Here is an 11,918-nt window from a genome sequence, read left to right as displayed (position 1 = left end):
ATGCCAATTACATCGTTAGAAATCAAAGATAAAACCTTTAGCACACGCTTTAGAGGGTTTGATCAAGAAGAAGTAGATGAATTTTTAGATATTGTAGTCCGTGATTATGAAGATTTGGTTCGCTCTAATCATGATAAGGATTTACATATTAAGAGTTTGGAAGAGCGTTTGTCTTACTTTGATGAGATGAAAGATTCATTGAGCCAGTCTGTATTGATTGCACAAGATACAGCTGAACGAGTAAAACAAGCTGCAACTGAACGCTCAAACAATATTATCCAACAAGCAGAGCAGGATGCACAACGTTTGTTGGAAGAAGCTAAGTACAAGGCAAATGAAATTCTTCGTCAAGCAACTGATAATGCTAAGAAAGTTGCTGTTGAAACAGAAGAATTGAAGAACAAGAGCCGTGTTTTCCATCAACGTCTCAAATCTACAATTGAGAGTCAGTTAGCAATTGTTGAATCATCAGATTGGGAAGATATTCTGCGCCCAACAGCTACCTATCTTCAGACAAGTGATGAAGCATTTAAAGAAGTTGTTGGTGAAGTTCTTGGTGAATCGGTATATTCACAACCAGAAGAAGAACCAATCGATATGACTCGTCAATTTACACCTGAAGAAATGGCTGAGTTACAAGCTCGAATTGAGGCTGGTAATAGAGAATTAGCTGAATTTGAAGCCCAACAAGAACATTATGTGGAAGAACATTTAGAGCCAGTTGAAGTCGAAGGCCCTTCATCAAATGAGGAAGATACGAATAGAGAATCTGTCCTAATCTTATAATGAATAGTGATATCTGAGAACAATATCTTATCCTTATATTTCCAGCGAGCAGGAGATGGTGTGAGTCCTGCATTCCCTAATGATAAGATTATCCTCTCAAAAACTCAAGTCTGAAGTTAGTAGGATTTGACGTTCCCCACGTTACGGGATAAGAGGAAAAAAGCTGAGTCTTTTTTCGAATAAAGGTGGTACCACGATTTTCGTCCTTTTTGGCAGTCGTGGTTTTTAATTTGTTATTATTTATAAAGGAGATACCATGAAACTCAAAGATACCCTTAACCTTGGGAAAACAGCTTTCCCAATGCGTGCAGGACTTCCTACCAAAGAGCCAGTTTGGCAAAAGGAATGGGAAGATGCAAAACTTTACCAACGTCGTCAAGAATTGAACCAAGGAAAACCTCATTTCACCTTGCATGACGGCCCTCCATACGCGAACGGAAATATCCACGTTGGACACGCTATGAACAAGATTTCAAAAGATATCATTGTTCGTTCTAAGTCTATGTCAGGATTTTATGCTCCTTATATTCCAGGTTGGGATACACATGGTCTGCCAATCGAGCAAGTTTTGGCAAAACAAGGTATCAAACGCAAAGAAATGGACTTGGTTGAGTACTTGAAACTTTGCCGTGAATATGCACTTTCTCAAGTAGATAAACAACGTGAAGACTTCAAACGTTTGGGTGTTTCTGGTGACTGGGAAAATCCATATGTGACTTTGACTCCTGACTATGAAGCAGCCCAAATCCGTGTCTTTGGGGAAATGGCTAATAAAGGTTATATCTACCGTGGTGCCAAGCCAGTTTACTGGTCTTGGTCATCTGAGTCTGCTCTTGCGGAAGCAGAGATTGAATACCATGACTTGGTTTCGACTTCCCTTTACTATGCCAACAAGGTAAAAGATGGCAAAGGCGTTCTAGATACAGATACCTACATCGTTGTCTGGACAACTACTCCATTTACTATCACAGCTTCTCGTGGTTTGACTGTTGGAGCGGATATTGATTACGTTTTGGTTCAACCTGCTGGTGAAGCTCGTAAGTTTGTGGTTGCTGCAGAATTGTTGACTAGCTTGTCTGAGAAATTTGGCTGGATTGATGTTCAAGTATTGGCAACTTACCGTGGTCAAGAATTGAACCACATCGTAACAGAACACCCATGGGATACAGCTGTAGATGAATTGGTGATTCTTGGTGACCACGTTACGACTGACTCTGGTACAGGTATTGTCCATACAGCCCCAGGTTTCGGTGAGGACGACTACAATGTTGGTATTGCTAATGGTCTTGAAGTCGCAGTGACTGTTGACGAACGTGGTATCATGATGAAGAATGCTGGTCCTGAGTTTGAAGGTCAATTCTATGAAAAGGTAGTTCCAACTGTTATTGAAAAACTTGGCAGCCTCCTTCTTGCCCAAGAAGAAATCTCTCACTCATACCCATTTGACTGGCGTACTAAGAAACCAATCATCTGGCGTGCAGTACCACAATGGTTTGCCTCAGTTTCTAAATTCCGCCAAGAAATCTTGGACGAAATTGAAAAAGTGAAGTTCCACTCAGAATGGGGTAAAGTCCGTCTTTACAATATGATTCGTGACCGTGGCGATTGGGTTATCTCTCGTCAACGTGCTTGGGGTGTTCCACTTCCAATCTTCTACGCAGAAGATGGTACAGCTATTATGACAGCTGAAACCATTGAGCACGTGGCTCAACTTTTTGAAGAACACGGTTCTATCATCTGGTGGGAACGTGATGCTAAGGATCTCTTGCCAGAAGGATTTACTCATCCAGGTTCACCAAATGGCGAGTTCAAGAAAGAAACAGATATCATGGATGTTTGGTTTGACTCAGGTTCATCATGGAATGGAGTTGTAGTAAACCGTCCTGAGTTGACTTACCCAGCAGACCTTTATCTAGAAGGTTCTGACCAATACCGCGGTTGGTTCAACTCATCACTCATCACATCTGTTGCCAACCATGGTGTAGCACCTTACAAACAAATTCTGTCACAAGGATTTGCCCTTGATGGTAAAGGTGAGAAGATGTCTAAATCTCTTGGAAATACCATTGCTCCAAGTGATGTTGAAAAACAATTTGGTGCTGAAATCTTGCGTCTTTGGGTAACAAGTGTTGACTCAAGCAATGACGTGCGTATTTCTATGGATATCTTGAGCCAAGTCTCTGAAACTTACCGTAAGATTCGTAACACTCTTCGTTTCTTGATTGCCAATACTTCTGACTTTAACCCAGCTCAAGATTCAGTAGCTTATGAAGAACTACGTTCAGTTGATAAGTACATGACGATTCGCTTTAACCAGCTTGTCAAGACCATTCGTGATGCCTATGCGGACTTTGAATTCTTGACAATCTACAAGGCCTTGGTGAACTTTATCAACGTTGATTTGTCAGCATTCTACCTTGATTTTGCTAAAGATGTTGTTTACATCGAAGGTGCCAAATCATTGGAACGCCGTCAAATGCAGACTGTCTTCTATGACATTCTTGTGAAAATCACCAAACTCTTGACACCAATCCTTCCTCACACTGCGGAAGAAATCTGGTCATATCTAGAGTTTGAAGCTGAAGACTTCGTTCAATTGTCAGAATTGCCAGAAGCTGAAACTTTTGCTAATCAAGAGGAAATCTTGGATACATGGGCTGCCTTCATGGACTTCCGTGGACAAGCTCAAAAAGCCTTGGAAGAAGCGCGTAATGCAAAAGTAATCGGTAAATCACTTGAAGCACACTTGACAGTTTATCCAAACGAAGTGGTGAAAACTCTACTCGAAGCAGTAAACAGCAATGTAGCTCAACTTTTGATCGTGTCTGAATTGACAATCGCAGAAGGACCAGCTCCAGAAGCTGCCGTTAGCTTCGAAGATGTAGCCTTTACAGTTGAACGCGCTGCAGGCCAAGTATGTGACCGTTGCCGTCGTATCGACCCAACAACAGCAGAACGCAGCTACCACGCAGTCATCTGTGACCACTGTGCAAGCATCGTAGAAGAAAACTTTGCGGAAGCAGTCGCAGAAGGATTTGAAGAGAAATAATCGAATTATAGATTAAAAAAGTTTTCTGTGTGTGTATTTTAGTTTGATATAAAAGAAAATATTAAACAAAATTAATGTACAATATTAATTTTTAATGAAAAGGAAATATTGATGAAAAAGAAAACACTTGCTCAATTAGATGGTATCATTGGTTTAGTTACAGGAACTATTCTAACCATTTTGCCAATTATTATAATTATGATTGCCTCTATATTTGATAATGAAGAAGTTGTTGGTGTCATCTTAGGAATTATTTTTATTGTTTTTAGTTTAGTAAAAATTGGAATTTTAATTCTAGGTATTCTCTCACTAATATACTATAAAGATGATAATAGAATTTCTATTGCACCCTCAGTCTTATTAATTGTTGGTTCTGCACTTGCATTGGTTCCATTATTAGGATGGATAGGGGGAATCGTCATTATTGTTGGTGCTTCATTGTTTTTAGGAAGCCTCAAAAAATTTAAAGTTGAACTATAAATAGAGTTTTTGTCAACTAGAGTAAATGGAGAAACTCTAAAATTGTTTCTTTGTCAGCAGTAGTGGATTAAAGAAAAGCTAAGATAGAGAAAGGACAAATTTCGTCCTTTCTTTTTTGATGTTCAGAGCGATAAAAATCGTTTTTTGAAGTTTTCAAAGTTTCGAAAACCAAAGGAATTTCGATTGATAAGTTTGATGAGATTATTGGTCGCTTCTGATTTGGAGTTAGAATAGGGTAATTGAAGGGCGTTGACGATTTTTCAATGATTTCATGATTGATGAAAGTTACTATTTTAGTTTTAAGAATTGTGGCTATTGTGTATTTCAAGGACGATGAGCGTGTGACTCCTGCACTGTCTGTATTGTTTATTGTAGGTAGTTCTGTTGGATTGACCCCATTCGTGGACTAGATAGGAGAAATTATGACAATTATTGGCAATTCCTATACTTTGAAATTTTGAAAAAATTTGAAATTGAAGAATCATATTTTTCGAACTGAGGTGGGATGAATTGAATCTTTGTTAGAAATACTTATTACAGTATGAAGGCGGTTAGCCTTATTTTTTTGTTACCAATTGACGGAAAATCTTACAGGATAAATAAGCTATTTCATTCGTAAAATCTAAAGCATTTATTTGAGACAAGGAACTCTTTTTATAGTATAATAATGGTTGTAGATTAAATATATCAAAATATATATAGAAGTATTTTTGTTTCTTGTAAGTTTATCATAGTGAGGAAGCAAAATGCTTCTTCTATTTTGAAATGGATAAAATAATAGAGAGGATATAGAATGAAAAAATTTTTTGGAGAGAAGCAGCATCGTTTTTCCTTACGAAAGTTGGCGATTGGTCTTGTGTCTGCTTCAATTTCTAGCTTATTTTTTGTGTCTATTGCTAGCAGTGGGACCGTATTTGCTCAAGAAAATGTATCTGTTCACTACAAATACGTGACGGATACAGAACTGAGTAGTCATGAGAAGGACTTGATTGTAAAGGATTTTCCTAATATTGCTGAAGATAGTGAGAGTACCTATTATCTAGTCTACCGTATGGATGAGAAAGCCCAACTAGGTCAGTTGCCTAATACCGGTGAGCACAGTAATCTGGTTACCGTCCTTTCGGGTGGAGCCCTCGCTTCGATTGGACTCCTTATTTTTGCTGTTTCGAGAAAGAAAGGCAATAAGAAAACTCTGTTGAAGGTTGTTTTGATAACAGGCATGGGGAGTGGTTTGGTTTCTTCGGTTCAGGCTATTGAAAATCAACTCTTGCTCCAATATAATCAAGAATATCAATTATCCCAAGGTGATAGTCTGCCTCTGCCAAGAGTCCTGTCAGGTTATACCTATCTAGGTTATATTAAGCAAGACAAGGATGCTAGTCTGCAAGAAACTGCTGCTAGAGGTCAGAAACTAGACGATATGCTTCAACCTCATTTTCAGACCAATGAAGGTAGGCAAAATGTAGGAGATGAGCGGAAAAATCCATCTCCAACAAGCCCTGCTGACAAGCCAATCCCTTCTAAAGATTCACCCAATCAAAAGCCGTCTGGTATTGCTAGTGTGGATCCTCATGACGAAGTCTTGGCTGGTCGTTTAAATAAACCAGAGCTCTTATACAAAGATCAAGAGATTGAAACCAAGCTAGACTTTGCTGAAGTGGTTCAAGAGAATCCAGATTTAATTGAGGGAACAATTCGTGTCAAACAAGAAGGTCATGTTGGGAAGAAGGTTGAGGTTGTTCGTGTTTTCACTGTTGAAAACCAAGAAATTACTCGTGAGATCCTCTCGACCAAGGTAGAGAAATCCTTGCCACGTATAGTAGAGAAGGGGACTAAGAAGGCAGTTGCTCCGAGTGAAGCACCTCAGTCTGCAAGAAAAGGAGAGCCTGAGACTCAGGCCTCATTACCAGAATATAAAGGTGAGCAATCTGGAGTTGTTGTAGCCCCTGAGACAGCCAAAAAACCATCCTATACAGGCACTCAGTCTGGAGCAATAGTCGAACCTGAGCAAGTTGCCCCACAGCCAGAGTACAAAGGGATTCAATCAGGTGCCATTGTAGAACCAGAAACGGCTGATAAACCATCCTATACAGGTACCCAGTCCGGAGCGGTTGTTGAACCAGAGAAAGTAGCTCCACAACCAGAATACAAGGGAACTCAAGCTGGTGCCATCGTCGAACCGGAGATTCAGCCTTCCCTGCCAGAATATAAAGGTGAGCAATCTGATGCTATAGTTGCCCCTGAGAAAACTGATAAACCATCCTATACAGGCACTCAGTCTGGAGCAATAGTCGAACCCGAGAAAGTAGCTCCGCTACCTGAATATCAGGGAACTCAAGCTGGTGCTATCGTCGAACCAGAGACCCATACTTCCTTACCAGAATATAAAGGTGAGCAATCTGGTGCAATAGTTGCCCCTGAGACAAATGAAAAACCAGAATATACAGGAATTCAATCTGGAGCCATCGTCGAACCAGAAACGGCTGATAAGCCATCCTATACAGGTACCCAGTCCGGAGCGGTTGTTGAACCAGAGCAAGTGGCTCCACAACCAGAGTACAAGGGAACTCAAGCTGGTGCCATCGTCGAACCGGAGACTCAGCCTTCCTTGCCAGAATATACTGGCATTCAATCTGGAGCTATCGTCGAACCAGAACAGGTACCATCGAAACCATCTTATACAGGTACCCAATCCGGAGCGATTGTTGAACCCGAACAAATTGCCCCTCTTCCAGAATATACTGGCAATATTGAGCAAGCAAAACCAGAAAATCCGGCTGAAAAACCAAAAGAAAAAGATCCAGAAAAAACACTTGAATTAAGAAATGTTTCTGATCTGGAGTTATATAGTCAGACCAATGGTACTTACAAACAACATGTTTCTTTAGACAGTGTTCCAAGTAATATAGACACTTACTTTGTTAAGGCAAAATCGTCGTCATTCAAAGATGTCTATCTACCTGTCGCTTCAATAACTGCAGAAATAAAAAATGGACAATCCGTTTATAAAATCATAGCCAAAGCTGAGAAACTCCAGCAAGAGCTAGAAAATAAATATGTCGATAATTTCACCTTCTATCTCGCAAAAAAGGCCACAGAAGAAACAACAAACTTCACTTCCTTTAGCAACCTGGTTAAAGCAATCAACAAGAATCTTTCTGGAACCTATCATTTAGCGGCTAGCTTGAATGCCAACGAAGTGGAGTTGGGACCTGATGACAGATCTTACATCAAGGGCACCTTTACTGGTCAGTTGATTGGTGAAAAAGATGGTAAGCAGTATGCTATTTACAATTTGAAAAAGCCTCTTTTTGAAAGCTTGAGAGGGGCCACAGTAGAAAAGTTGAGCCTAAAAAATGTCTCTATTTCAGGTAAAGATGATATCGGTTCACTGGCCAATGAAGCTACGGATAACACAAAGATTAAGCAAGTCCATGTCGATGGTGTTCTGGCTGGGGAACGTGGTATCGGTGGTTTGTTGGCTAAGGCAGACCAATCAAGCATCACAGAGAGCAGTTTTAAGGGAAGAATTGTTAATACTTACGAAACGACTGCGGCATACAATATTGGTGGTTTGGTCGGTCATTTGACAGGAGGCAGAGCTTCACTGACTAAGTCAAAAGCGACAGTAGCCATTTCCTCCAACACCAATAGTTCAGATCAGACTGTTGGTGGGCTAGCAGGTCTAGTAGACCAAGATGCGCATATACAGGATAGCTATGCTGAAGGTGATATCAACAATGTCAAGCACTTTGGTAGAGTTGCGGGTGTGGCTGGATATTTGTGGGATCGAAAGACGAATGAGGAACAGCATGCAGGAAGATTGACCAATGTACTAAGTGATGTCAATGTAACCAACGGGAATGCTATTACCGGTTACCACTATAATGAAATGAAGGTGGCTAATACATTCAGCAACAAAGCTAATAGAGTCTACAATGTCACCTTGGTCAGGGAAGAAGTCGTCAGCAAGGAATCATTTGTAGAAAGAGGAACAATTTTAGATGCTTCTGAAGTGACGAATAAAAAAGCAGAAATCAATCCTCTCACCCCTCCAACAGTGGAGTCTCTTTCAACAAGTGGTAGTAAAGAAAGTGATTTTTCTAAGGTGAAGCATTATCAAGCTCAGCGCGCCTTGGCTTATAAAAATATTGAAAAATTGCTACCTTTCTACAACAAGGCAACCATCGTCAAATATGGAAACCTGGTCAATGAGAACAGTCTTTTATATCAAAAAGAACTCTTGTCTGCAGTTATGATGAAGGATGATCAAGTCATAACAGATATTGTTTCCAACAAACAGACTGCAAACAAACTCCTGCTTCACTACAAAGATCATTCATCTGAGAAACTCAATCTCAAGTACCAGACTGATTTTGCTAAGTTAGCAGAATATAGTCTAGGAGATACGGGGCTTCTCTATACGCCAAACCAATTCTTGTATAATCAAGAAACGATTATCCAGCAAGTCTTACCAGAATTGAAGAAGGTAAATTATCATTCAGACACTATTAGAAACACACTTGGTATTTCACCAAAAGTGAAGCAAACCGTGCTCTATCTAGAAGAGCAGTTTGCTAAAACGAAGGAGCATCTAGAAGACAGTCTGAGAAAACTCTTGTCAGCGGATGCTGGTCTAGTGGAAAACAATCAAGTAATGACAGGTTACATCGTAGATAAAATTAAGCGCAACAAGGAAGCCTTGCTTCTTGGTATGAGTTACTTAGAGCGTTGGTATAACTTTAGCTATGGTCAGGTTAATATTAAAGACTTGGTCTTGTATCACCTTGATTTCTTTGGCAAAGGAAATGCATCTCCGTTAGATACTTTGATTGAGTTAGGGAAATCAGGATTTAATAATCTGCTTGCTAAGAACAACGTTGATACTTATGGTATCAGTCTTGCCAGCCATCATGGAACGACAGATTTGTTTAGCACGCTAGAAAATTACCGAAAAGTCTTTTTACCAAACACTAGCAACAATGACTGGTTTAAAAAACAGACCAAAGCTTTCATTGTCGAAGAAAAATCTACTATTGCAGAGGTCAAAGCCAAGCAAGAGCAAGCAGGGACTAAGTATTCTATCGGTGTTTATGACCGAATTACTAGTAGTACTTGGAAATACCGCAATATGGTCTTGCCTCTCCTTACTTTGCCAGAAAGATCTGTATTTGTCATCTCAACCTTGTCTAGCCTAGGATTTGGAGCTTACGATCGCTACCGCAACAGCGACTATAAGGCTGGAGATGAACTCAATAAGTTTGTTGAAGATAATGCGCGTGAAACAGCCAAGCGTCAGCGAGATCACTACGATTATTGGTATCGTATTTTAGATAATCAGGGACGTGAAAAACTCTATCGTACGATCCTGCTTTATGATGCCTATAAGTTTGGTGATGATCATACTGAAGGAAAGGCTTCAACAATCGCAGACTTTGAGAATTCAAATCCTGCAATGCAACATTTCTTTGGACCAGTTGGTAACAAGGTAGTTCATAATCATCACGGTGCATACGCAACAGGAGATGGTGTCTACTATATGTCTTACCGTATGTTGGATAAGGATGGCGCTATTACGTATACCCATGAAATGACCCATGATTCCGATCAGGATATCTATCTTGGTGGCTATGGTCGAAGAAGTGGTCTTGGTCCTGAGTTCTTTGCTAAAGGTTTATTACAAGCTCCAGATCATCCAAATGATGCGACCCTTACTATTAACTCAATCTTGAAACATTCAAAATCAGATAGCTTAGAAGGATCCCGTCTACAAGTCTTAGATCCGACGGAACGATTCAAAGATGCATCCGATCTCCAAAAATACGCTCATAACATGTTTGACCTCATCTATCTGTTGGAATATCTTGAAGGGCAATCAATCGTTAAGAAACTGAATGTTTCCCAGAAAATGGAAGCTCTCAGAAAAATTGAGAACAAGTATGTGAAAGATCCAGCAGACGGAAATGATGTTTATGCTACTAATGTTGTGAAAGATTTGACTGAAGAAGAAGCCCAAAAATTGACTAGCTTTGAGAGTTTGATTGACAATAATATTCTTTCGGCTCGTGAGTATCAGGCTGGCACTTATGAGAGAAATGGCTACTTTACGATTAAACTCTTTGCACCAATCTTTTCAGCATTGAGCAGTGAGAAAGGAACTCCTGGAGATCTTATGGGACGCCGGATAGCTTATGAACTCTTAGCTGCTAAAGGATTTAAAGAAGGTATGGTCCCATATATTTCCAACCAATATGAAGAAATTGCTAAACAAAATGGTCAGACAATCAACCTCTACGGTAAAAAGCAAGGATTAGTGACAGATAAGCTTGTTTTAGAAAAGCTATTTGGTGGTCAGTATTCATCTTGGGCAGCCTTTAAAAAAGCTATGTATCAAGAGCGCGTTGCTCAGTTTGATCATTTGAATAAAATTACTTTTAAAGATCCGACGCAATCATGGATGAGCAATGCCACGAAAACCATTCAAAGAGTAAATGAGTTGCAAGAACTGATGGACCAAGCTGTTCTCAAGGATGCAGAAGGTACGCGTTGGAGTGACTATAACCCAGAAACTGACAGTGCCGTCCATAAACTTAAGAGAGCAGTCTTTAAAGCCTACCTAGATCAAACAAATGACTTCAGAACTTCTATTTTTGCAAATAAAAAGTAATGAATTATAGAAGTTTCTAGTCAGGATGAGAGGACTTTACTTCCTGACTGTCAGAACTTGTCGATTTTAACTAGCTTTTTTGTGAAAAATTGTGTAAAATAGAATAGATAAACGAGGGGAAACCTCGGAAAATTTAAAGGAGAATCCATCTAATGGTAAAATTGGTTTTTGCTCGCCACGGTGAGTCTGAATGGAACAAAGCTAACCTTTTCACTGGTTGGGCTGATGTTGATTTGTCTGAAAAAGGTACACAACAAGCGATTGACGCTGGTAAATTGATCAAAGAAGCTGGTATCGAATTTGACCAAGCTTACACTTCAGTATTGAAACGTGCGATCAAAACAACTAACTTGGCTCTTGAAGCTTCTGACCAATTGTGGGTTCCAGTTGAAAAATCATGGCGTTTGAACGAACGTCACTATGGTGGTTTGACTGGTAAAAATAAAGCTGAAGCTGCTGAACAATTTGGTGATGAACAAGTTCACATCTGGCGTCGTTCATACGATGTATTGCCTCCAAACATGGACCGTGATGATGAGCACTCAGCTCACACTGACCGTCGTTACGCTTCACTTGACGATTCAGTTATTCCAGATGCTGAAAACTTGAAAGTGACTTTGGAACGTGCCCTTCCATTCTGGGAAGATAAAATCGCTCCAGCTCTTAAAGATGGTAAAAACGTATTCGTAGGAGCTCATGGTAACTCAATCCGTGCCCTTGTAAAACACATCAAAGGTTTGTCAGATGACGAAATCATGGATGTGGAAATCCCTAACTTCCCACCATTGGTATTCGAATTCGACGAAAAATTGAACGTAGTTTCTGAATACTACCTTGGAAAATAATTTGTAAAAAGAAAGCCTAGGAATACCTAGGTTTTTCTTTTTATTCTAGTATCCAACTCTTCGAAAAAGCGTTATAATGATATTAAGAAGT

At 39.8% G+C, this 11,918-nt stretch carries 5 protein-coding genes, 1 pseudogene and 1 other annotated feature; of the genes and pseudogenes, 5 read left to right on the top strand and 1 reads right to left on the bottom strand.

What is annotated here, in order from left to right; translation table 11 throughout:
• The 3 genes from B7697_RS02200 to B7697_RS02185 all read left to right on the top strand — a co-directional run bounded on the left by B7697_RS02200 (window position 1) and on the right by B7697_RS02185 (window position 4,315).
• Window positions 1–786: a DivIVA domain-containing protein gene (locus tag B7697_RS02200; RefSeq protein WP_084950123.1), complete on the top strand. Its 786-nt coding sequence runs from the start codon at window positions 1–3 to the stop codon at window positions 784–786.
• Window positions 787–997 (top strand) — a binding site (T-box leader).
• A 45-nt stretch (window positions 998–1,042) separates the two neighbouring features.
• Window positions 1,043–3,835 carry an isoleucine--tRNA ligase gene (gene ileS, locus B7697_RS02190; protein WP_084950120.1) on the top strand — a complete coding sequence of 931 codons (2,793 nt, stop codon included), beginning with the start codon at window positions 1,043–1,045 and terminating at the stop codon, window positions 3,833–3,835.
• A gap of 111 nt (window positions 3,836–3,946) precedes the next feature.
• Window positions 3,947–4,315 (top strand): hypothetical protein, encoded by a 369-nt coding sequence (locus tag B7697_RS02185; RefSeq protein WP_084950118.1) that lies wholly within the window; start codon window positions 3,947–3,949, stop codon window positions 4,313–4,315.
• Between the two features lie 78 nt (window positions 4,316–4,393).
• On the opposite strand, the pseudogene B7697_RS02180 reads toward B7697_RS02185, so the two are convergent.
• Window positions 4,394–4,575: pseudogene (locus B7697_RS02180) on the bottom strand (transposase); the annotation flags it as partial.
• Window positions 4,576–5,108: 533 nt separating this feature from the next.
• Here B7697_RS02180 and B7697_RS02175 point away from each other — a divergent pair.
• Together B7697_RS02175 and B7697_RS02170 are read left to right on the top strand one after the other, a co-directional pair.
• Window positions 5,109–10,982: a ZmpA/ZmpB/ZmpC family metallo-endopeptidase gene (locus tag B7697_RS02175; protein WP_084950116.1), complete on the top strand. Its 5,874-nt coding sequence runs from the start codon at window positions 5,109–5,111 to the stop codon at window positions 10,980–10,982.
• Between the two features lie 152 nt (window positions 10,983–11,134).
• On the top strand, window positions 11,135–11,827 hold the full coding sequence (locus tag B7697_RS02170; RefSeq protein WP_000240129.1) for a phosphoglycerate mutase: 693 nt from the start codon (window positions 11,135–11,137) through the stop codon (window positions 11,825–11,827).
• The last annotated feature ends 91 nt before the right edge of the window (window positions 11,828–11,918 follow it).

This window comes from Streptococcus mitis (assembly GCF_002096895.1).
In the GTDB taxonomy this organism is placed as follows: Bacteria; Bacillota; Bacilli; order Lactobacillales; family Streptococcaceae; genus Streptococcus; species Streptococcus mitis_AH.
The sequence above is the reverse complement of the archived record's forward strand: the minus strand, read 5'-3'. Positions and strand labels throughout refer to the sequence as shown.

Bases quoted from the DNA above. Each gene is read 5' to 3' on its own strand.
- B7697_RS02200 (WP_084950123.1), top strand. From the start codon at position 1: ATGCCAATTACATCGTTAGAAATCAAAGATAAAACCTTTAGCACACGC.
- ileS (WP_084950120.1), top strand. From the start codon at position 1,043: ATGAAACTCAAAGATACCCTTAACCTTGGGAAAACAGCTTTCCCAATG.
- B7697_RS02185 (WP_084950118.1), top strand. From the start codon at position 3,947: ATGAAAAAGAAAACACTTGCTCAATTAGATGGTATCATTGGTTTAGTT.
- B7697_RS02175 (WP_084950116.1), top strand. From the start codon at position 5,109: ATGAAAAAATTTTTTGGAGAGAAGCAGCATCGTTTTTCCTTACGAAAG.
- B7697_RS02170 (WP_000240129.1), top strand. From the start codon at position 11,135: ATGGTAAAATTGGTTTTTGCTCGCCACGGTGAGTCTGAATGGAACAAA.